The organism is Kocuria sp. UCD-OTCP (assembly GCF_000349605.1).
Lineage (GTDB): Bacteria > Actinomycetota > Actinomycetes > Actinomycetales > Micrococcaceae > Kocuria > Kocuria rosea.
In genome coordinates this window covers 134,165-155,657 of the sequence record NZ_AOSQ01000018.1, presented here as the reverse complement: position 1 = coordinate 155,657, position 21,493 = coordinate 134,165, and the positions used below count along the sequence as shown (strand labels likewise).

Annotated in this window: 19 protein-coding genes and 1 riboswitch; of the genes, 10 read left to right on the top strand and 9 right to left on the bottom strand. The window is 74.3% G+C overall.

Annotation, left to right across the window (positions count from 1 at the left end; translation table 11 throughout):
- The first annotated feature begins 95 nt into the window (after positions 1-95).
- Positions 96-2,078: a M13 family metallopeptidase gene (locus tag H488_RS26010; RefSeq protein ID WP_109221907.1), complete on the top strand. Its 1,983-nt coding sequence runs from the start codon at positions 96-98 to the stop codon at positions 2,076-2,078.
- Positions 2,079-2,109: 31 nt separating this feature from the next.
- On the opposite strand, the gene H488_RS0118295 is transcribed toward H488_RS26010, so the two are convergent.
- Both H488_RS0118295 and H488_RS26005 read right to left on the bottom strand, forming a co-directional pair.
- The gene (locus H488_RS0118295; RefSeq protein WP_017833084.1) at positions 2,110-2,466 is read right to left on the bottom strand and encodes a hypothetical protein; all 357 of its coding nucleotides are present in this window, start codon (positions 2,464-2,466) and stop codon (positions 2,110-2,112) included.
- Positions 2,467-2,539: 73 nt separating this feature from the next.
- Positions 2,540-3,346: a carbon-nitrogen hydrolase family protein gene (locus H488_RS26005; RefSeq protein ID WP_017833083.1), complete on the bottom strand. Its 807-nt coding sequence runs from the start codon at positions 3,344-3,346 to the stop codon at positions 2,540-2,542.
- A gap of 164 nt (positions 3,347-3,510) precedes the next feature.
- On the opposite strand from H488_RS26005, the gene H488_RS26000 reads away from it, so the two are divergent.
- Positions 3,511-3,897 carry a YidH family protein gene (locus tag H488_RS26000; RefSeq protein WP_017833082.1) on the top strand — a complete coding sequence of 129 codons (387 nt, stop codon included), beginning with the start codon at positions 3,511-3,513 and terminating at the stop codon, positions 3,895-3,897.
- Between the two features lies 1 nt (position 3,898).
- Positions 3,899-4,267 carry a DUF202 domain-containing protein gene (locus H488_RS25995; RefSeq protein WP_017833081.1) on the top strand — a complete coding sequence of 123 codons (369 nt, stop codon included), beginning with the start codon at positions 3,899-3,901 and terminating at the stop codon, positions 4,265-4,267.
- 92 nt (positions 4,268-4,359) lie between these two features.
- Here the strand turns inward: H488_RS25995 and H488_RS25990 are convergent, their stop codons facing one another.
- Entirely contained in the window at positions 4,360-5,646 is a 1,287-nt protein-coding gene (locus H488_RS25990) for an adenylosuccinate synthase (protein ID WP_031282833.1), read from the bottom strand.
- 235 nt (positions 5,647-5,881) lie between these two features.
- On the opposite strand from H488_RS25990, the gene H488_RS25985 reads away from it, so the two are divergent.
- Positions 5,882-7,291, top strand: coding sequence for an amino acid permease (locus tag H488_RS25985; protein ID WP_017833079.1), 1,410 nt, complete (start codon positions 5,882-5,884; stop codon positions 7,289-7,291).
- 82 nt (positions 7,292-7,373) lie between these two features.
- Here the strand turns inward: H488_RS25985 and H488_RS25980 are convergent, their stop codons facing one another.
- Genes H488_RS25980 through H488_RS25970 form a run of 3 tightly spaced genes read right to left on the bottom strand, consistent with a single transcriptional unit; the run spans position 7,374 to position 8,647 of the window.
- Positions 7,374-7,790: a VOC family protein gene (locus tag H488_RS25980; RefSeq protein ID WP_017833078.1), complete on the bottom strand. Its 417-nt coding sequence runs from the start codon at positions 7,788-7,790 to the stop codon at positions 7,374-7,376.
- A gap of 2 nt (positions 7,791-7,792) precedes the next feature.
- On the bottom strand, positions 7,793-8,290 hold the full coding sequence (locus tag H488_RS25975; RefSeq protein ID WP_017833077.1) for an SRPBCC family protein: 498 nt from the start codon (positions 8,288-8,290) through the stop codon (positions 7,793-7,795).
- A gap of 3 nt (positions 8,291-8,293) precedes the next feature.
- Positions 8,294-8,647: an ArsR/SmtB family transcription factor gene (locus H488_RS25970; RefSeq protein WP_017833076.1), complete on the bottom strand. Its 354-nt coding sequence runs from the start codon at positions 8,645-8,647 to the stop codon at positions 8,294-8,296.
- Between the two features lie 265 nt (positions 8,648-8,912).
- A riboswitch (SAM riboswitch) is annotated at positions 8,913-9,019 on the top strand.
- Between the two features lie 70 nt (positions 9,020-9,089).
- Between H488_RS25970 and H488_RS25965 the strand changes: the two genes are divergently transcribed.
- Positions 9,090-10,016 carry a methylenetetrahydrofolate reductase gene (locus H488_RS25965; RefSeq protein WP_017833075.1) on the top strand — a complete coding sequence of 309 codons (927 nt, stop codon included), beginning with the start codon at positions 9,090-9,092 and terminating at the stop codon, positions 10,014-10,016.
- A 56-nt stretch (positions 10,017-10,072) separates the two neighbouring features.
- Positions 10,073-12,478 (top strand): 5-methyltetrahydropteroyltriglutamate--homocysteine S-methyltransferase, encoded by a 2,406-nt coding sequence (metE, locus tag H488_RS25960; protein ID WP_017833074.1) that lies wholly within the window; start codon positions 10,073-10,075, stop codon positions 12,476-12,478.
- A 155-nt stretch (positions 12,479-12,633) separates the two neighbouring features.
- Here metE and H488_RS25955 read toward each other — a convergent pair whose 3' ends face one another.
- Positions 12,634-14,568 carry an ABC transporter ATP-binding protein gene (locus H488_RS25955; protein ID WP_017833073.1) on the bottom strand — a complete coding sequence of 645 codons (1,935 nt, stop codon included), beginning with the start codon at positions 14,566-14,568 and terminating at the stop codon, positions 12,634-12,636.
- Between the two features lie 73 nt (positions 14,569-14,641).
- Between H488_RS25955 and H488_RS25950 the strand changes: the two genes are divergently transcribed.
- Positions 14,642-15,142, top strand: coding sequence for a MarR family winged helix-turn-helix transcriptional regulator (locus H488_RS25950; protein WP_017833072.1), 501 nt, complete (start codon positions 14,642-14,644; stop codon positions 15,140-15,142).
- A gap of 25 nt (positions 15,143-15,167) precedes the next feature.
- Here the strand turns inward: H488_RS25950 and ald are convergent, their stop codons facing one another.
- Together ald and H488_RS25940 are read right to left on the bottom strand one after the other, a co-directional pair.
- Positions 15,168-16,262 (bottom strand): alanine dehydrogenase, encoded by a 1,095-nt coding sequence (gene ald / locus H488_RS25945; protein WP_031282815.1) that lies wholly within the window; start codon positions 16,260-16,262, stop codon positions 15,168-15,170.
- 75 nt (positions 16,263-16,337) lie between these two features.
- Positions 16,338-17,339 carry a D-2-hydroxyacid dehydrogenase gene (locus tag H488_RS25940; protein ID WP_017833070.1) on the bottom strand — a complete coding sequence of 334 codons (1,002 nt, stop codon included), beginning with the start codon at positions 17,337-17,339 and terminating at the stop codon, positions 16,338-16,340.
- 64 nt (positions 17,340-17,403) lie between these two features.
- Here H488_RS25940 and H488_RS25935 point away from each other — a divergent pair, with 64 nt between their 5' ends.
- From H488_RS25935 to H488_RS25925, 3 genes are all read left to right on the top strand, one after another.
- Positions 17,404-18,675, top strand: coding sequence for an aspartate aminotransferase family protein (locus H488_RS25935; protein WP_017833069.1), 1,272 nt, complete (start codon positions 17,404-17,406; stop codon positions 18,673-18,675).
- A gap of 148 nt (positions 18,676-18,823) precedes the next feature.
- Entirely contained in the window at positions 18,824-20,287 is a 1,464-nt protein-coding gene (locus tag H488_RS25930; RefSeq protein WP_285842286.1) for an NAD-dependent succinate-semialdehyde dehydrogenase, read from the top strand.
- Entirely contained in the window at positions 20,277-21,491 is a 1,215-nt protein-coding gene (locus H488_RS25925; protein WP_017833067.1) for a M24 family metallopeptidase, read from the top strand. Before H488_RS25930 ends, H488_RS25925 begins: the two co-directional genes overlap by 11 nt.
- The last annotated feature ends 2 nt before the right edge of the window (positions 21,492-21,493 follow it).

Below are 21,493 nucleotides of genomic sequence, written 5' to 3'. Positions count from 1 at the left end.
CCCGGGGCGCACGCGGGCCGGACCCGGGACGAACCGGGTTAAGCGGTCGGGGAACAGCCCGCCCGCTCCGCCGGGAGCCGGTTAACGTGGTGGGCATGACATCCACGGTGACCTCTTCGGTGTTCGACCTCTCCGGCTTCGACCGCTCCGTCCGCCCCCAGGACGACCTCTACCGCCACGTCAACGGCACCTGGCAGCGCCGGACCGAGATCCCCGACGACAAGCCGTCCGTGGGCGCGTTCATCGAGCTGCGGGACCAGGCGGAGGCCGCCGTGCGCGAGCTCATCACCCGGGCCCGCGCCGGGGACCCGGAGGCCGTGGAGTCCAAGATCGCGAACCTCTACGCGTCCTTCATGGACGAGGAGCGGATCGAGGCGCTCGGCGCCTCCCCCCTCGCCCCGGACCTCGCGGAGGTGGACGCCGTGGCGGACGTCCCCGGCCTGGTGCGCCACCTGGGCCGGATGATCCGCCGCGGTGCGGGCGGCCTGGTCGGCGTGGACGTCGACGCCGACCCGGGCGACCCCGAGCGCCAGCTCGTGTTCGTGGGGCAGTCGGGGCTGGGCCTGCCCGACGAGGAGTACTACCGGGACGACCAGCACGCCGCGATCCGCGGGAAGTACCTGGAGCACGTGCGGACCATGCTGTCCCTGGCCGGGGTGGAGGACGCCGAGGAGCAGGCCCGCGCCGTGGTGGACCTCGAGACGCGGATCGCCGCCCACCACTGGGACAAGGTCACGGTCCGCGACCTCACCAAGATGTACAACCCCATGGGCTTCGAGGAGCTCGCGGCCTCCACCGCGGTCCTCGACTGGCGGCTCCTGGCCGAGGGCGCGGAGCTGCCCGGGACGGCGCTGCGCACCGTGGTCAACGCCCAGCCGAGCTTCTTCACCGGGGTCGAGGAGCTGCTCGTCGACGAGCTGCTGCCGGCCTGGCGGTCCTGGGCCCGCTGGCACCTGGTCTCCGCGCGCGCCTCCTACCTGTCGTCCGCGTTCGTCGAGGAGGACTTCGCCTTCTACGGCACCGTGCTCTCGGGGACCCCGCGGCTCAAGGACCGCTGGAAGCGCGGGGTCGAGCTCGTCAACGGGGTCCTCGGCGAGGCCGTGGGCGAGCTCTACGTCGCCGCGCACTTCTCCCCCACCGCCAAGGAGCGGATGGACGAACTCGTGGCCAACCTCCTGGAGGCCTACCGCGTCTCGATCACGGGCCTGGACTGGATGACCGAGGAGACCCGCCAGGAGGCGCTGAAGAAGCTCTCCCAGTTCACCCCGAAGATCGGCTACCCCGAGAAGTGGAAGGACTACTCCTCCCTGCGGATCGACCCCGAGGACCTGGTGGGCAACCGGATCCGCACCACGGAGTTCCGGCTCGCCGAGCTCGTCCGCAAGGCGGGCCAGCCGGTGGAGAAGCACGAGTGGCTCATGACCCCGCAGACGGTCAACGCCTACTACCACCCGCTGCGCAACGAGATCGTCTTCCCGGCCGCGATCCTGCAGCCCCCGTTCTTCGACGAGGACGCCGACGACGCCGTGAACTACGGCGCGATCGGCTCCGTGATCGGCCACGAGATCGGCCACGGCTTCGACGACAAGGGCTCGACCTGCGACGGCGACGGCCGGCTGCGCAACTGGTGGACCGACGCCGACCGGCAGGCCTTCGAGGAGCGCACGGCGGAGCTGGTGCGCCAGTACGACCGCCTGGTCCCGGAGCAGCTCGCGGAGGAGGGCACGCACGTCAACGGCGAGCTCACCCTCGGGGAGAACATCGGGGACCTGGGCGGGCTCACGATCGCCCACCAGGCGTGGCGGATGTCCCGGGAGACCGGCAGCGCCTTCGGCCCCGGGGAGCTGATCGACGGCTACAGCCCCGAGCAGCGCCTCTTCCTGTCCTGGGCCTACGTGTGGCAGCAGAAGTCCCGCGACGAGGCGCTGCGCCACCGCATCGCCACCGACCCGCACTCCCCCAACGAGTTCCGGGCGAACCAGACGGTCCGCAACGTCCCCGCCTTCTACGAGGCGTTCGGGGTGCGGGAGACGGACGCGCTGTGGCTGCCCGAGGTGGAGCGCGTGCGCATCTGGTGACCGGGGGCCGGGATCCGTCCCAGCCCCCGGCTCAGCCGCCGGAGCTGACCAGGAACACGACGGCGACCAGCCACAGGACGAGGAACAGCACCAGGACGCCGAGCAGGACGGTGCCGACCCAGCCGAGCACCCGCCCGGGAACGGCGGGGGTGCCGAGCTTCTCGGCCTCCCGCGCCTGCCAGATCGCGAAGGGGCCCAGCAGGGGCAGCACCACCACGCTCAGGATGCCGAGGATCAGCGCGGTGTCGGCGTGGCTGCGGCCCACGGCGAAGCGCTCCGCCTGCCACGGCGGCGGTGGGCCCCACGGGGTCGTCGGGCCGCCGCCGGCGTGCCCGGACCCGCCGGGGCCGTCCGGGCGCGGCGGGGCATCGGAGCGGTCGTCGTCCACGGGGTCCTCCAGGGGTCGTCGGTGCAGTCGGTCAGACCGGTCGGTCGGTTCAATCGGTCGGTCGGCGGTCGCCTCAGCCCTCGTCGGAGGGCAGCAGCTCCGCCGGGCCGAACCGGCGGTTCGCGAGCACGGGCACGGTCTCGCGCACCTCGGCGATGCGCTCGCGCATGACGTCGGCGGTCAGCACGGTCTCGTCCTCCCCCGCCTCGGCGACCACCACGCCGAGCGGGTCGAGCACCGCGGAGCGGCCCACCGTGTGCTCGGAGCAGGTGTCCGCGGCCGCGACCCAGACGGTGTTCTCGATCGCGCGGGCCTTGAGCAGTGCCTGCCAGTGGTCCACCTTGTGCTCGCCGGCGAACCAGGCCGCGGGCACGGTGAGCAGCTCCGCCCCGGCGTCGACCACGGCGCGGCAGATCTCGGGGAAGCGCAGGTCGTAGCAGGTGATCATGCCGACCGCGAGCTCCCCGATCCGCACCACCGTGACGCCCTTGTCCCCCGGGCGGATCCGGTCGGACTCCCGGTGGCTGAAGGCGTCGTAGAGGTGGAGCTTGCGGTACGTGCCGAGGATCACGCCCTGCGCGTCCACGGCCACGAGCGTGTTGTAGGGGCGCCCGTCGGCGGAGCCCTCGTAGCCGCCCGCGATCACGGCGACGCCGGTCTGCGCGGCCAGGAAGGACAGCTGCTGGACGAACCCGGACCAGCCGCGCAGCACCAGCTCCTCGAAGTCCTCCCCGAGGAGCCGCTCGGAGAACATGGCCTCCTCCGGGAACACCACCAGCTGCGCCCCGCCGGCCGCGGCCTGCTCGGTGAGCCGGCGCATGGTCCGCAGGTTCTCGGCCGTGTCGGCGGTGGGTGCGAACTGTCCGACGGCGATCTTCACGGGTGTCCTCCTCGGCGGGTCGCGGCTGGAGCTCCCACTGTATCCGCGACCGGTGCATCCGCGACCGGCCCGTGCCCCGGCCTGTGCCCCCGCCCGTGGCACAGCTCGCGGCACGGCCCGTGGCAGGATGGGGCCGACACGACCGTGCGAGCGAAGGGCAGGCGATGGGCGAGCAGTCCGAGACCCCGGGGCGACGCCGGCTGTCCGAGCGCGTGCTCGGCGGCGGGACCGCCCCCGACCCCCGGTTCACGCTGGCCAACGAGCGCACGTTCCTCGCCTGGATCCGCACCGCGCTCGCGTTCCTGGCCGGCGGGATCGCCATCGAGGCGTTCACCGCGGACCTGTTCGACGACGGCGTGCGGAAGTTCCTCGCGATCGTGCTGCTGGTGCTGAGCATGCTCCTCAGCGCGGGCGCCACGTTCCGCTGGATCGGGGTGGAGCGGAGCATGCGGCGCCAGGCCCCGCTGCCCCTGCCCCTGATCGCACCGGTGCTCGCGGCGGGCGGGGCGATCGCGGCGGGAGTGCTCGTCGTCGTCGTCCTGCAGGGCTGAGATGCCCCGCCCGCAGCTCCGCCGCCCTCCGGGGCCCCCGGCCCCCCCGCGGCCGCCGCACGGGGACCCCGGGCTGCAGCCGGAGCGCACCACGATGGCCTGGGGCCGGACCCTGATGTCCTTCGTGGTGGTCTCCGCGATCTTCCTGCGCTGGCTGCCGCACCACGGGCCGTTCGTGCTGGTGCTGTTCGGCCTGGCGGTCCTCACGGCGGCGGCGATCTACGTCACGCAGCGCCCCCGCTACGTCCGCAGCGCCCGCGGCATCGTCGAGGAGGGCACGGAGCCGGAGGTCGGGGCCGTGCTGGCGACCTCGGCCGCGATGCTCGCCCTCGGCGCCCTCGGCATCTGGGTGGTCCTGGTCCTCGTCTGAGCGTTTCCCTGCCCTGCCCGCGAGGTCGCACGTGCCGGCGACCGGGCGCTCGAGGTCGCCGACGCGTGCAACCTCGCGGAGGAGAGGAGGGATCAGTTGATGAGGTCGCGCACCACGATGGTGTCGTCGCGGTCCGGGCCCACGCCGATCGCGGACATCCGGGTGCCGCTCATCGACTCGAGCGCCTCGACGTAGGCCCGGGCGTTCGCCGGCAGGTCCTCCAGGGTGCGGCAGCCGGTGATGTTCTCCTCCCACCCGGCGAAGTGCTCGAAGATCGGCTTCGCGTGGTGGAACTCGGTCTGGGTCATCGGCATCTCGTCGTGCCGGACGCCGTCGACGTCGTAGGCCACGCACACCGGGATCTGCTCGATGCCGGTGAGGACGTCGAGCTTGGTGAGGAAGTAGTCGGTGAAGCCGTTGATCCGGGAGGCGTGGCGGGCCATCACGGCGTCGTACCAGCCGGTGCGGCGGGGACGGCCCGTGTTGACGCCGAACTCGCCGCCGGTGGTGCGCAGCTGCTCGCCCATCTCGTCGAAGAGCTCGGTGGGGAACGGCCCGGCGCCCACGCGGGTGGTGTAGGCCTTGATGATGCCGATCGCCCGGGTGATGCGGGTCGGCCCGATGCCCGAGCCCACGGACGCGCCGCCCGCGGTGGGGTTGGAGGACGTCACGAACGGGTAGGTGCCGTGGTCGACGTCGAGGAAGGTCGCCTGGCCGCCCTCCATGAGCACCACCTTGTCCTCGTCGAGGGCCTGGTTGAGCAGGTAGGTCGAGTCCACGATCATCGGGGCGAGCCGGTCGGCGTAGCCCAGGAAGTACTGCACGACCTCCTCGACGTCGATGTCCCGGCGGTTGTAGAGCTTCACCAGCAGCTCGTTCTTCTGCCGCAGCGCGCCCTCGATCTTCTGCCGCAGGATCGACTCGTCCAGGACGTCCTGGACGCGGATGCCGAGCCGGCCGACCTTGTCCATGTAGGCGGGTCCGATGCCGCGGCCCGTGGTGCCGATCGCCCGCTTGCCGAGGAAGCGCTCCGAGACCTGGTCCATCGTCTGGTGGTACGGGGCCACCAGGTGGGCGTTCGCGGAGACGCGCAGCCGGGAGGTGTCCGCCCCGCGCGCCTCGAGGCCGTCGATCTCCTCGAAGAGGGCCTGGGGATTGACGACGACGCCGTTGCCGATCACGGGGACGGCGTTGGGGCTCAGGATGCCCGCCGGCAGGAGCTTGAGCTCGAACTTGTCGCCGCCCACCACCACGGTGTGCCCCGCGTTGTTGCCGCCGTTGGGCTTGACCACGTAGTCCACGCGGCCTCCCAGCAGGTCGGTGGCCTTGCCCTTGCCCTCGTCGCCCCACTGGGCGCCGACGATCACGATTGCTGGCATTGAACGACTCTCCTGCCTGGATGGAACGGGACTTCTCCCGCGGGCCCCGGCGGAGGCGCGCACCGGCCGGGCACGACAACGCCCCTGCGTCGGCCCGCTCCCACCCGCGCGACCGGGACGGCGCGACGCCGGCAGGAAGAGACCCAGGGGCTCGTACCGTGCAAGTCTAGCGGGCCGTGACCCGGGACCGGCATCCGCCGCCCCGTCCGGCGGCCACCGCGGTCCGATACCCTCGATGCTCATGAGTTCCCCTTCCACGTGGACCCCGGGCGGGTCCCCGTCCTCCGCGCCCGCGGCCGCCCCGGGCACCCACCTCAAGGCCCGGCACCTCGTGATGATGGCCCTGGGCAGCGCGATCGGCACCGGCCTGTTCATCGGCACGGGCGCCGCGATCCGCACCGCCGGGCCGGCGGTGCTGCTGTCCTTCCTGGTGGCGTGCGTGCTGCTCGTGCTCGTGATGCGGGCGCTGGGCGAGATGGCCGCCGCGGATCCGTCCCCCGGCGCGTTCTCCACCTACGCCGAGAAGGCCATGGGCCGCACCGTGGGACGCACCCTCGGCTGGCTGTGGTGGGCGCAGATCGTGGTGGTGGTCGCGGCGGAGGCCACGGCCGCGGCCCAGCTGCTCGCGGAGCTGTGGCCGGTGGCCGAGCAGTGGGTGCTGGCGCTGCTGTTCATGGTGGTGTTCACGGCGATCAACCTGGTGCGGGTGCGCACGCTCGGGGAGACCGAGTTCTGGTTCGCGCTGATGAAGGTGCTCGCGGTGCTGGCCTTCCTCGCGGTCGGGATCGCCGTGCTCCTGGGCCTGACCGAGGAGCCCTCCCCGGGGCTCGCGAACCTCACCGCCCACGGCGGCTTCCTGCCCCACGGCCCGACCGGGGTGGCCGCCGCGCTGCTCGTGGTGGTCTTCGCGTTCGGCGGCACGGAGCTCGTGACCATCGCCGCCGCGGAGACCGAGGACCCGCAGCGCAACGTGGCCCGCGCCGTGCGCACCATCCTGGTCCGGATCCTCGTCTTCTACGTGGGCGCCGTGACCGTCATGGTCCTGGTGCTGCCGTGGAACGACGAGCAGCTCTCGGTCAGCCCGTTCGTGGCCGTGCTGGAGACCGCCGGGGTGCCCGGCGCGGACGTGCTGATGGCCGTGGTCATCATCCTGGCGCTGCTCTCGGCCCTCAACGCGAACATCTACGGCGCGTCCCGGATGCTCTGGTCGCTGGCCCGCCGCGGCTCGGCGCCGCGGGCCTTCGCCGACGTCTCCGACCGCGGGGTCCCCCGGAGCGCGGTGGTCGTCTCCGTGCTCTTCGGCTTCGCCGCCGTGGTGCTCAACTACCTGTGGCCCGAGACCGTGCTGCTGTGGATGCTCAACACCGTGGGCGCGACCTGCCTGGTCGTCTGGGGGCTCGCGCTGGTCTCGCAGATCGTCCTGCGCCGCCGCGCGGACCGGGACGGCACCGAGCTGCCCCTGCGGATGTGGGCCTTCCCGTGGCTGTCGTACCTGGCGCTGGCGCTCCTCGCCGGGATCGTCCTGCTCGGGCTGCTCGACGGCGCCGTGCGGGGCCAGCTCCTGCTCACGGCCGGGCTGGTGGCGCTCATCGCCCTGGCCTCGAAGGTGCTCGGCCGCCGGGCCGAGCACGCCCCGCAGGACTGATCCGGCGGAGCCGCGGCCCCGCCGGGGCCACGGGCACAGGACATGCCGCGGTGCGCGGCCGTCGCCGGCGCCGGTGACGGTGTCAGAGGCGGTGCTCCGGCGGGATCAGCGGGCGCTCGGCGCGGACCCGCAGCTCCTGGACCGCCCACGAGTTGCCGTCGGGGTCGCTGAAGCCGAAGACGGTGCCGCCGTCCCGCTCGTCGAGCACCGTGATCCCGCTCACCTCCACACCCCGGGACAGCAGCTCCTCGCGGGCCGCCCGGGCGTCCGCGACCACCAGCTGGAGCCCGCGCAGGGACCCGGGGGCCATCTCCCGGTGGGCGGGGAGGTTGCCCACCACGATCGAGCAGCCGGACCCGGGCGGGGTCAGCTGGGCGATGTCCATCTGCTCGGTGGTGGTGTGGTGGTCGAGGTGGAAGCCGACCTGGTCCCGGTAGAACTCCACGGCCCGGTCGACGTCGCGCACCGGCACCAGCACCACCTCGAGCGTCCAGTCCACGGTCAGGCCCCGCCCTGCGCGGTCCGCCCGCCCAGCAGCTCCTCGAGCCGCTCGTAGCCCTCGGCCACGCCCTTCTCCATGCCGGATCCGACCATCCCGTCGCGGGCCTCCTGGGACGCGTGGACGGTGTGCCCGCGCAGCCGGCACCGGCCGTCGCCCAGGTCCTCGAAATGCAGGTACTCCAGGTCCACGGCGTCGGGCCAGCCCTCGTACTCGAAGGTCTGGACCACGAGCTCGTTCTCGCGCACCGTGTGGAAGACGCCGCGGAAGGCGTACTCCTCGGTGCTGTCCTCGCCGCGCTGGACGAACCGGTAGGCGCCGCCGGGGCGGAACTCGAAGCCGTCGATCCGGGTCCGCAGCCCGCGCGGCCCGATCCACTGCCGGAACAGCTCGGGGTCGGCGTGGGCGCGGAAGACGTCGGCCACGGGGTGGTCGAACTCGCGCTCGAAGTCGATGAAGGGCAGGCCGTCGGGGACGGTCAGGTGCAGGGCGTGTCCCATGGTTCAGTCCTGGGTGTGCTCGCCGCGGTCCGCGGCTCGGGTGTCGAGCACGGCGTCGAGGCGGCGGAACTGCTCCTCCCGGACCAGCCGGTACCGGTCGATCCACGCGGTGAGCGCCTCGAGCCGTGCGGGGTCCAGGTGGACGGGCCGGCGCTGGGCGTCACGGGTGCGCGTGACGAGCTGCGCCTGCTCGAGGACCTGGATGTGCTTCGAGACCGCCTGGAGGGAGATCGCGAAGGGTTCCGCCAGTTCGGTGACCGTGGCCGGGCCGCGGCTGAGCCGGGCGACGATGCGGCGGCGGACCGGGTCGGCCAGGGCCAGGAAGGCCCTGTCGAGCTCGTCGTCGCCGGGATCCACGGTGTTTGTCAACTGATTCCTTGATCAACCTGTTGGTTGTCAAAGACTAGGCCGCCCGCCCCGGCCCGGCAAGACCCGAGACCGGATCGTGACGACCCCGGACCTGCGCTCCTCATGGGCCTCGCCGCCGGTGCGTCGTCGCCGGTGCGTCGTCGCGCGTCGGTGTTGCGTCCTGTGACGCCGCGGTCGTCACAGTCGGCGCACCGGCGTCTTCTGGGCGCCCGCACTTGGCAGCGCAGCGGGGCAGCCGTTGGAATGGGTCCTGCATCTATCCAGAGCGGCCGAGAGACCTGGCTCGTCGACGCCGCAGCAACCATCCGCGCCCCCGCCACGGGGTGCACGGAACGGTGCTCCCGCCAGGACCGATGGAGCTGTCGCAGCCTCCCGGGTCCACTCCGGGACGGCTGCTGCCCTCCCTCGGGGTGACCCTTGGAGGAAGAACGTGACACCACGCCCGACCGCCCGGCCGGCGCCGCCGTCCCTGTCCTACGAGCTCTATCCGCCGCGCAGCGCGGCGAGCGCCGACACGCTGCTGCGGACCATCGAGGAGCTCGAGCCCACCCGTCCCGACCACGTCTCGGTGACGTACAGCGGGGACGAGCAGCGCCGGGACAGCTCGCTCGCCCTGCTCGACCACCTCCTGGCGCGCACGAGCCTGCGGCCCCTGGCCCACCTGACGTGCGTCGGCAGCACTCGGGCCGAGCTGGAGCAGACCGTGGCCGCACTGGTCCGCCGCGGCGTCCGGGGCGTCCTGGCCCTGCGCGGCGACCTCGACCCGGGGGCCGAGCCGGGCGAGCTGCGGCACGCCGGCGAGCTCGTGGAGCTCGTGCGCGAGGTCGAGCAGCGCCACACCGCGGCCCTGGCGGCCGGCCGGCTCGCCGTGGGCGTGGCCGCCTACCCGACCCGGCACCCGGAGTCGCCGTCCTTCCGGCACGACGTCGAGGTGCTGCTGGCCAAGCAGCGCTCCGGGGCGGACTTCGCGATCACGCAGGTCTACTTCCGCCCGCAGCGCTACGAGCGCCTGGTCGCGGCGGCGCGGGCGGCCGGGGTGACGATCCCGATCGTCCCGGGGATCATGCCGGTCACCGACCCGCGGCGGCTCCGGACGCTGTGCCGGCTGGCGGGCCTGGCGCCCCACCCGGGCCTGGCCGCCGCGCTGGAGGACGCGCCCGGTCCTGCCGAGCGGCACCGCGCCGGCGTGGCCTTCGCGGCGCGGCTGGCCCGCGCCGCCCTGGACGCCGGCGCCCCCGGGCTGCACCTCTACACCTTCAACGAGCACGGGGCCGCGCTCGACCTGCTGGAGCACGTGGACCTCCCGCGCGTCCCGCACGTGCCCGTCGCGCTCGAGGACCTTCTGCTCCCCGCCTGAGCACGCGCCCACCCACCGTTCCGCACGACCCCTCGACACCCCTTCAGGAGACCACCATGACCACTGTCCCGTTCCCCGCCGCCACCATCACCGGCTACCCCCGGATCGGCCGCCGCCGCGAGCTGAAGAAGGCCCTGGAGGCCTACTGGGCCGGGCGCTCGACCCGCGAGGAGCTCGAGTCTGCGGCCGCCGACCTGCAGCTGGCGACCCACCGCCGGCTCGTGGAGCTGGGCCTCGGCGCCCGGGACTCGTCCCTGCCCGCGGCGTTCCCCCTCTACGACCAGGTCCTGGACACCACCGTGGCCCTCGGGGCGGTGCCGGCCCGCTTCGCCGATCTCGCCGACGCCGAGGGCCGGCTCGGCCTCGACGCGAGCTTCGTGCTGGCCCGCGGCGACGCCGGGCGCGCTCCCCTCGAGCTGACCAAGTGGTTCGACACCAACTACCACTACCTCGTGCCCGAGATCGGCCCGGAGACCCCGCTCCGCGCCACCGCCGACCGGCTCGTGGCCGACGTCCGCCGCGCCGCCGCGCACGGCTTCACCGTCCGCCCGGTCCTCGTGGGCCCGGTGTCCTTCCTCCTCCTCGCCAAGGCCGACGACGACGCCCCCGCGGGCTTCGACCCGCTGCAGCGGCTCCCCGAGCTGCTGCCCGTGTACGCGCGGCTGCTCCAGGAGCTCGCCGCCGCCGGCGCGGACTGGGTGCAGCTGGAGGAGCCGGCCCTCGTGGCGGACCAGGACGTCACCGGCGAGCAGCTCGCCGCGTCCGTGTGGGACGCCTACACGGGCCTGACCGCCGTGACCGGGCGCCCGCAGCTGTTCGTCACCACGTCCTACGGCTCCCCCGGGCCGCTGCTGCACCCGCTGGCCTGCTCCGGGGTGGAGGCCCTGCACCTGGACCTCGTCAAGGGCGCCGCCCCCACCGCCGAGGAGCTGGAGTTCTTCCGGGGCGAGGACTCCGCCGTGCTCGTGGCCGGCGCCGTGGACGGGCACAACGTGTGGCGGGCCGACCTGGCCGGCCGGCTCGACCAGCTCGCGGAGCTGGCCCGCGGGGGCGCCCAGGTGTCCGTGGCCTCCTCCACGTCCCTGTTCCACGTCCCGCACGACGTGGCCGAGGAGACCCGGCTGGACCCGCAGCTGCGGAGCTGGCTCGCCTTCGCCGACCAGAAGGTCGGCGAGATCGTCACCCTGGCCCGCGGTCTCGCCGCCGGGACGGAGGCGGTCGCGCCGGAGCTGGCCGAGGCCGCCGAGGCCCGCCGCACCCGGCAGGACGCCGCGGGGGTCCGGGACGCGGCCGTGCGCGAGCGCGCCGGGTCGCTGACCGCCGCGGACATCGGACGGTCGGCCGCGGAGGTCCGCCGGAGCGCCCAGGACGGCCGGTCCTTCACGGCGTCCGGGCCCCTGCCCCCGCTGCCCACCACCACGATCGGATCCTTCCCCCAGACCGCGGAGGTCCGCGCCACCCGCGCCCGGCACCGCGCCGGCGCCCTGACAGACGCGCAGTACGACGCCTTCCTGCGGGAGGAGATCGAGCGGGTCGTGCGGCTGCAGGAGGAGCTGGGCCTGGACGTGCTGGTGCACGGCGAGCCGGAGCGCAACGACATGGTCCAGTACTTCGCCGAGCACCTCGACGGCTTCGCGACCACCGTCCACGGCTGGGTCCAGTCCTATGGCTCCCGCTGCACCCGCCCGTCGATCCTGTGGGGCGACGTCAGCCGGGAGGGTCCGGGCCTGCGCGGCGAGGCGTTCACGGTGCCGTGGATCGGCCACGCCCAGTCCCTCACCGACAAGCCGATCAAGGGCATGCTGACGGGCCCGGTGACGATCCTCGCGTGGTCCTTCGTGCGCGACGACCAGCCGCTCGGCGAGACGGCGAACCAGGTGGCGCTCGCGCTGCGGGACGAGGTCGCGGACCTCGAGGCCGCCGGGATCGGGATCATCCAGGTGGACGAGCCGGCGCTGCGGGAGCTGCTGCCGCTGCGCCGCGCGGACCAGCCCGTCTACCTCGGCTGGTCGGTGGACGCGTTCCGCCTGGCCACCTCGGGGGTGCGGGACGAGACCCAGATCCACACCCACCTGTGCTACTCGGAGTTCGGCGAGGTGGTGGGGGCGATCGACGGCCTGGACGCCGACGTCACGAGCATCGAGGCGGCCCGGTCCCGGATGGAGGTGCTGACCGACCTCGAGGCCGCCGGCTTCTCCCGGGGCATCGGGCCGGGCGTGTGGGACATCCACTCCCCGCGCGTGCCCTCCCGGGAGGAGATCGAGCAGCTGCTCGAGCGGGCCCTCGAGCACGTCCCGGCGCGGACCCTGTGGGTCAACCCGGACTGCGGCCTGAAGACCCGCGGCTACGAGGAGACGAGGGCGTCGCTGGAGCACCTCGTGGCCGCGGCCCGGACGGCGCGCGAGCGGGTGGCGCAGCCCGCCGGCCGGCCGCTGATCGTCCAGCACGGCACGCGCGGCTGACCCCGGGCGCACCGGCCGACCCGCGGGAGCCCGCGTGACCACGGACGTCCGTGGTCACGNCCAGCACGGCACGCGCGGCTGACCCCGGGCGCACCGGCCGACCCGCGGGAGCCCGCGTGACCACGGACGTCCGTGGTCACGCGGGCTCCCGCGGGTCAGGAGGCGGCGCCGGGGCGCGGGCCGGCGCCGCCGGCCGGGCCGGTCCGGGCGGCCAGCCGGGCGAACGGGCCGCCGGCCGCGCGCAGCTCCCGCGGCGCGCCCCGCTCGACGATGCGTCCGCCCTCGAGCACCACGACCTGGTCGGCGTTCTCGACCGTGGAGAGCCGGTGCGCGATGGTCAGGGTCGTGCGGCCGGCGGCCAGCCGGTCGAGGGCCTCCTGGACCTGCGCCTCGGTGGTGTTGTCCAGCGCGCTGGTGGCCTCGTCGAGGACCAGCACGGGCGGGTTGCGCAGCACGGTCCGGGCGATGGCCAGGCGCTGCTGCTCCCCGCCGGAGAAGCGGTGGCCGCGCGCACCGACCACGGTGTCCAGCCCATCCGGCAGCCCGGCGACGGTGTCGGCGACGCGCGCGGCGCCCAGGGCGGCCCACAGCTCGGCGTCGGAGGCGTCCGGATCGGCCAGCAGCAGGTTCGCGCGCACCGTGGCGTGCACCAGGTAGGTCTCCTGGGAGACGACGCCCACAATCCGGGCGAGGTCCGCCGGATCGATCTCCCGCACGTCGACGCCGTCGATCGTCACCCTGCCGCGGGCGACGTCGTTGAGCCGCGGCAGCAGGGAGCCGAGGGTGCTCTTGCCCGAGCCGGTGGGTCCGACCACCGCCGTGGTGGTGCCCGCCGGCAGCACCAGGTCGAGCTCGTGCAGGACGTCGGCCCCGTCGTCGTAGGCGTGGCGCACGCCCTCGAACCGGACCTCGCCGCGCACGGCGGCCGGGTCCAGCCGGACGGGCGCGGCGGGCGGGACGATCTGCGGCTCGAGGTCGAGGTACTCGAAGATCCTGCTGAAGAAGGCCAGCGCGGACACCCACTGCACGCCGATGTTCAGCAGACCCATGACGGGCCGGAAGATGGTCCCCTGCAGAGCGGTGAACGCCACGAGGGTGCCGATGGTCATGCCGCCGCTGGTGGCCGGGAAGCCGGCGGCCAGGTAGATCACGGCGGGGATGGCGGCGAAGACGATCTGCATGGTGGCCATCCGCCAGCGCCCGGCCAGCTGGCTGCGCAGCTCCAGGCCCACGAGCCGGTCGGAGCGCTCGGTGAAGCGCTCCGCGTCCCGCGCGGTGGTGCCCAGGGTCTTGGCCAGGCGGACCCCCGAGACGGACAGCCCCTCCTCCACCTGGGTGTGGAGCGCGGCGAGCTCCCGCTGGCGCTCGTCGGTGACGTCCCGGCGGATCAGGGCCACGCGGCGGGAGAGCCAGATCGCCGGCGGCAGCACCACCAGGGAGACGAGGCTCATCGCCGGGGACAGCGCCACCATGGCCACGGCCGTCGCCACGGCGGTGGTGAGGTTGGACGCCACGCCCGTGGCGGAGCTGGTGACCACGGACTGCATCCCCGCGATGTCGTGCGTGAGCCGCGACTGCACCTCCCCGCCCCGGGTCCGGGTGAAGAACCCCAGGGACTGGGCCTGCAGGTGGGTGAAGAGCTGCACGCGCAGCGCGTGCATCACCTGCTGGCCCATGGCGGTGGCCATCCAGGTCTGGACCACGCCGATCACGGAGGTGAGCGCCGCGACCCCGACCATCGAGGCGGTCAGCACCACCAGCAGGCGGGTGTCGCCGCTCGGCAGGGCGTCGTCGATCACGCCGCGGACCAGGAACGGCTGGGCGAGGTTGACGACCGAGGACGCGGTGATGAGCACGACGACGAGCGCGATCGTGCCCCGGTGCGGGGCGAACAGCGCCGCGATCCGGCGCGGGCTGACGGGGTGCCGGGCGAGCTGCGTCCGGTCCGCGGGGTTCCGGCGCGCAGGCCGACCTCCGCCCCCGCCGCCTCCGGGGCCGGCGCCGGGCAGGACGCCCGGGCTGTCGGCCGGGGTGCCTCCGCCGTCGTGCGCCGGGGTGCGGACGCGCGCGGGGTGCTGGGTCGTCGCCATGGGATCCTCCTCGGGAACTATCAAGGAGGTTACCTCTCTATGAGGTAACCCGCAATGGGGATAGGATGACGCCATGCCCTACGACGCTCCGGATCCGGCCCGCCTGGGGGACCTGCTGCACGCCGTCTTCCGCCGGCTGCGCCGCCGGTGGGCCGAGCAGCTGGCCCCCTTCGGACTGACCCCGCACCAGTTCCGGGCGCTCGACGCCCTCGCCGGATGTGCCGGTGAGCCGGGGCACCGGCACGGTCCGGGCGGGACCTGCCGCCACGGCGGCGGGTCCGCCAGCCTGCGGGTGAAGGACCTCGCCGAGGCCCTGCGCATCGCCCCGCGGTCCGCCACGGAGGTGGTGGACCTGCTCGAGCAGAAGGGGCTCGTGGAACGGGTCCCGGACCCGTCCGACCGGCGGGCCACACTGGTGGCGCTGACGCCCCGGGGCACCGGCCTGCGCGAGCGGGTCCGGGAGGACCGGCGCCGGGAGTCCGAGGAGTACTTCTCGCGGCTGGCCCCGGAGGACCGGGTCGAGCTGGAGCGGCTGCTCCGCCTGCTCACGGCGGACGGCCCGGCGCCGGAGTGAGCCCCGGCGGGACGTCCGCCGGGACTCAGTCCAGCTGCGCGGGCAGGTCCGCGAAGGCCTCCGCCACCCCGGCGTGCCGGATCCTGCCGGCGGCCGTGTTGAGCCCGGCCGCGAACTCCGGATCGGCGGCCAGGGCCTGCTCCGGGCCGCGGGCCAGGCGCCGCAGATAGGGCGTGGTGGCGTTGCCGAGGGCCCGGGTCGCGGTGCGCGGCACCGCGCCGGGCATGTTCGCCACGCAGTAGTGGGTGATGCCGTCCACCTCGAACGTCGGGTCGTCGTAGGTGGTCGGGTGGGAGGTCTCGAAGCACCCGCCCTGGTCGATGGCGACGTCCACGAGCAGGGCGTGGTCGTGCAGCACCGCGAGGTGCTCGCGGCGCACGAGCTTGGGCGCCGCCGCCCCCGGGACGAGCACCGCCCCGATCACCACGTCCGCCCCGGAGATCTCCTCCTCGAGCACGTGCTCGTCGCTCATCAGCACGCGGGCCCGGTGCCCGAGCAGGTCGGTGAGCTCGCGGATCCGCACGCCGTTGGCGTCGAGGACCGTGACGTCGGCCATCAGCCCCGAGGCCATCAGGGCGGCCTGCGTGCCCACGACCCCGCCGCCGACCACCACGACCTTGGCCGCGGCGACGCCGGGGACCCCGCCCATCAGGAGCCCGGGGCCGCCGGCGTTGGACTGCAGGTGGTGGGCGGCGGACTGCGCGGCGAGCCGGCCCGCGATCTCGGACATCGGCTGGAGCAGGGGCAGGGTCCGGCCGGCGCGGACGGTCTCGAAGGCCACGGCGGTGGTGCCGGCCTCCAGCAGCGCCTCGGTGAGCGGGCGGTCGGCGGCCAGGTGCAGGTACGCGAAGAGCGTGAGGTCGGGGCGCAGGAACCCGTACTCCTCGGCCACCGGCTCCTTCACCTTGACCAGCAGCTCCGCCCGCTCCCACACGGCGGACCGGTCGACCACCTCGGCCCCCGCGGCGGTGTAGGCGTCGTCGTCGAACCCGGAGCCCTCCCCCGCGCCGGTCTCCACGAGCACCTCGTGGCCGTCCCGCACGAGCTGGGTCACCCCGGCGGGCACGAGGCCCACCCGCCGCTCGGCCGGCTTGATCTCTCTGGGAACTGCTACGCGCATGGTCCGTGCTCTCCTCTCGTCGTGGCCCGCCGGCACGGGACCCGCGGCGCCGTCACCGGCGGTCCCGCCGCCCCCTCACCGGGAGCGGACGTAGCCGGCGTCCTTGTCCACCTGGTCGACCAGCCGCTCCCCGGCCGTCCAGCGCCGGAGGTTGTCCTCGAACTGGGCGGCGAGCTCGTCCCGCCACCCCTCCACGTCCCCGCACATGTGCGCGGACACGTGCACATTGTCCATCGCCCAGAAGGGGTGGTCCCGCGGAAGGGGCTCCGTGTCGAAGACGTCCAGGGTCGCGGCGGCCGGACGCCCCGCCCGGAGGGCCTCCAGCAGCGCGTCCTCGTCCACCAGCGCGCCCCGGCCCACGTTCACGAGGTGGGCGTGCGGGGACATCGCCGCGAGCACCCGGGGGCCCACGATCCCGTGCGTCCGCCCGGTCAGCGGGGCGGCCAGCACCACGTGGTCCGCCCACCCGGCGTGCTCGGCCAGCTCGGCGGCGGGGACGACGGTCCCGAAGTCCGGGTCCTCCGCCCGCGCCGTGCGCCCGGCGCCGCGGACCTCCACCCCCACCGCCCGCAGCAGGCGGGCGGTGGCGCGGCCGATCCCCCCGGTGCCCACGACGAGGGCCGTGGAGCCCTGGGTGCGCCGCAGCTCGCGGTGCACCCACCGGTGCTCGCGCTGCAGCCGCGCGCTCCGGTGCAGCTGCTTGTCCTGGGCCAGGACCGCGGCGAGGACGAACTCGGCGATGGGCCGGTCGAAGACGCCGTGCGCGTTGGTCACCAGCACCGCCGAGGAGCGCAGCGCCGGGAACAGCACGGCGTCCACCCCGGCGGCCGCGACGTGCACCCAGCGCAGCCCCGTCGCGGCGTCCCACGCGCCGGCGAGCGCGTCCGAGAAGAAGTCCCACAGCAGCAGCACCTCCGCCGGGCGCCGCCCGCCGGTCCCCGCGAGGGCGTCGGCGAGGCCTTCGCGCGTCACCACCGTGACGTCGGCGAGGGCCCGGAGGGCGTCCTCGTTGCCGGGCGGTGGCGTGCCCTCGGCGGTCAGCACGACGACTCGGGGCGGCTCGCGCACGGTGCTCATGGGGCCACCCTACGGGGGCGGTCCGATTGTTGACAATCTGCACGGGCTGTTCCCATGATGGGCCATGACCTCACTGAGTCCGCTCCTGAAGCAGGCGACCCCGGTCGTCGTCGACTCCGCCCGGGGCTGCTGGATCTCCGGCACGGACGGGCGCGAGTACCTGGACTTCACCACCGGGATCGGGGTGACCAGCACGGGCCACTGCCACCCCCGGGTGGTCGAGGCGGCCCGCGAGCAGGTCGGCCGGGTCATCCACGCCCAGTACACGACCGTGCTGCACCCCCCGCTGCTCGAGCTCACCGAGAAGCTGGGCGAGGTCCTGCCGCCGGGCCTGGACTCCGTGTTCTACGCCAACTCCGGCTCCGAGGCGGTCGAGGCCGCGGTGCGGCTGGCCCGGATGGCCACGGGCCGGCCCAACGTGGTGGTCTTCCAGGGCGGCTTCCACGGCCGCACGGTGGCCGCGGCGACCCTCACCACAGCGGGCACCCGGTTCTCCGCCGGCTTCTCCCCGCTCATGGGCGGGGTGCACATGGCCCCGTTCCCCTACGCCCACCGCTACGGGTGGGACGAGCGGACGGCGGTCGACTTCGCCCTGCGGGAGCTGGACTACCTCCTGGTGACCAGGACGGCGCCCGAGGACACCGCGGCCCTCCTGATCGAGCCCGTGCTCGGCGACGGCGGCTACCTGCCCACCCCGCCGGCCTTCCTCGAGGGGCTGCGGGAGCGGGCGGACCGGCACGGGATCCTGCTGGTGCTGGACGAGGTGCAGGCCGGGGTGGGGCGGACCGGGCGGTTCTGGGGCCACCAGTTCGCGGACGTGGTACCGGACGTGCTGATCACCGCGAAGGGCCTCGCCTCGGGCTTCCCGATCTCCGCGATCGCGGCGCCGACCGCGCTGATGGAGCGGGGCTGGCCCGGCTCGCAGGGCGGGACCTACGGCGGCAACGCCGTGGCCGCCGCGGCGGCCTGCGCCACCCTGGACGTGGTCCGCGACGAGCACCTGGTGGAGAACGCGCGGGTCGGCGGGGACCAGCTGCAGGCGGGGCTGCGGCCCCTGCAGCAGCGCTACCCCGGGATCAGCGACGTCCGCGGCCGCGGGCTGATGCAGGGCGTCGAGTTCGCACAGGAGGACGGCTCCCCGGACGCCGCCGCCGCGCTCGCCGTGCAGCAGGCCACCACCGGCCACGGGCTGCTCACCCTGACCTGCGGGCCGGCCGGCAACGTGGTCCGGCTGATCCCCGCGCTGGTGGTCTCCGAGCAGGAGATCCGCACGGGCCTCGAGCGCTTCGAGGCCGCCCTGGCCGAGGTCCTCGCCGGGGCGGCGGCGACCGCATGAGCCCCGCCCCGTCCCGCACCGCGCCCGGACGCACCGGATCCCGCCTCGGACCCCGCGCCGCACCCCGCGCAGATCCCGACCGGAAGGACACCCCGTGACCGACTCCGCCGCCCCCACCACCGCCCCCATCACCGCCTCCGAGGACGTCCTGCGCCGGTCCCGGGAGGCCGTCGCCGGGGTCAGCACCGGGGTCTTCGTCGAAGGCGAGTGGACCGAGGCCGCCTCCGGGCGCCGCTTCGACGTGGTGGACCCGGCCACCGAGGAGGTCGTCGCCACGGTGGCGGACGGCGGCCCGGAGGACGCCGTCCGGGCGATCGAGGCCGCGGGGCGGGCCCAGAAGGACTGGGCGCGGACCGCGCCCCGCGAGCGCGGCGAGATCCTGCGCCGCTCCCACGACCTCATCATGGCCCGCCGGGACGAGCTCGCGCTGGTGATGTCCACGGAGATGGGCAAGCCCCTCGCCGAGGCCCGCGGGGAGGTCGCCTACGCCGCCGAGTTCTTCCGCTGGTTCTCCGAAGAGGCCGTGCGGATCGGCGGGGACATGACCCTCTCGGGGGACGGGAGGACCCGGATCCTGGTCTCCAAGGAGCCGGTGGGACCCTGCGTGCTGGTCACCCCGTGGAACTTCCCGCTGGCCATGGGCACCCGCAAGATCGGCCCGGCCGTCGCGGCCGGCTGCACGATGGTCTTCAAGCCCGCGAACCTCACGCCGCTGTCCTCCCTGGCCCTCGTGGACGTCCTGGTGGAGGCCGGACTGCCGGCGGGGGTGCTCAACGTCGTGTGCACCTCGAGGGCCTCCTCGGTGGTCGGGCCCTGGATGTCCTCGGGGATCGCCCGCAAGATCTCCTTCACCGGCTCCACCGAGGTGGGGGTGCGGCTGCTCGAGCAGGCGGCCCAGCACGTCATGCGCTCGTCCATGGAGCTGGGCGGCAACGCCCCCTTCATCGTGTTCGAGGACGCCGACCTCGACGTGGCGGTCGAGGCCGCGATGACCGCGAAGATGCGCAACATGGGCGAGGCCTGCACCGCGGCCAACCGCCTGTTCGTCCACCGCTCCGTGGCCGGGGAGTTCTCCGCACGCCTCGCGGAGCGCATGGGCTCCCTCACCGTGGGCCACGGCGTGGCCCAGGGCACCCAGGTGGGCCCCCTCGTCGAGGAGAAGGCTCTGGCCAAGGTGGAGGAGCTCGTGGACGACGCCCTGGCCCGGGGGGCGTCCGTGCTGTGCGGGGGACGCCGGGCCGGGGGCCGGGGCTGGTTCTACGCCCCCACCGTGCTGTCCGGGGTCAGCCCCGAGGCCGCGCTCATGTCCCAGGAGATCTTCGGGCCGGTGGCGCCCGTGGTGGCGTTCGACTCGGAGGAGCAGGTGCTCGGGTGGGCCAACGACACCCCGTGGGGGCTCGTGGGCTACCTCTTCACCCGCGACGTGGACCGCAGCTTCCGCGTCAGCGAGGCCCTCGAGGTCGGCATGGTCGGGATCAACACGGGGCTGGTCTCCAACCCGGCGGCGCCCTTCGGCGGGGTCAAGGCCTCGGGCCTCGGGCGCGAGGGCGGCCGCACGGGGATCGAGGAGTTCCTCGAGACGAAGTACACGGCGGTGCCCCGTGGCCGATGACACCGTGGCCGGTCCGGACGTCCGCCCCGCGCTGTTCCCCGACGCGGAGTACGCCGCCCGGCTGCGCGCGGTGCGGGGGCGGATGGCGGAGCAGGGCCTGGGCGCGCTGCTGGTGACCGACCCCGCGAACCTGTTCTACCTGACGGGCTACGACGCCTGGTCCTTCTACACCCCGCAGCTGCTGTTCGTGCCGGCGGAGGGCGAGCTGCTGCTGTTCCTGCGGGAGATGGACGCCAACGGCGCGTTCCGCACGGCCCGACTGGACCCCGGGCAGATCGTCGGCTACCCCGAGCGCTACGTGCACCGCCCGCACCTGCACCCCTTCGACTGGGTGGCCTTCGCCCTGCGCCGCCGCGGCCGGGTCGCCCCGGCCGCCCGGGGGTGCGTGGGCCTGGAGATGGACTCCCACTTCTTCTCCCCCAAGGGCTACCGCTCGCTCGTCAACGCCCTCCCGGAGTGGACCCTCGTGGACGCCTTCGACCTCGTGAACTGGGTGCGCGCCGTGAAGTCCCCGGCGGAGATCCAGTACCTGCGCACGGCCGCCCGCGTCACGACGGCCGCGATGCAGGCCGCGATCGACACGATCGAGCCCGGGGTCCCGCAGCACCTCGTCGCGGCGCAGGTGGCCCGGGCCCAGGTCGAGGGGGTCGACGACGCGTGGGGGGACTTCCCGGCCATGGTCCCGATGCTCCCCACCGGGGCCTCCGCCGACACCCCGCACCTCACGTGGTCGGACCGGGTGCTGCGGGAGGGCGACGCCGTGGTGGTGGAGCTCGCCGGGGTGCACCGGCGCTACCACGTGCCGCTGGCCCGCACGGTGATGCTCGGCCCGCCCACGGCCGAGCTGGGCCTGCTCGAGGAGGCCGTGGCCTCGGGGCTCGAGGCCGTGCTCGACGTCACCGCCGCGGGCGTCCCGGTGCGCGAGCTCGCGAGCACCTGGAACTGGGCGCTCGCGGAGTTCGGGCTCGAGAAGCCCAGCCGGCTCGGCTACTCCGTGGGCATCGGCTATCCCCCCGACTGGGGCGAGCGCACCATCAGCATCCGCTCGGAGGACGAGAGCGTGCTCGCCGAGAACATGACGTTCCACCTCATCTGCGGCATGTGGATGACCGGGTACGGCTACGAGGTCTCCGAGTCGATCCGCATCACCGCCACCGGGACGGAGGCCCTGACCTCCTTCCCCCGAGCCCTCATCAGGAAGTGATC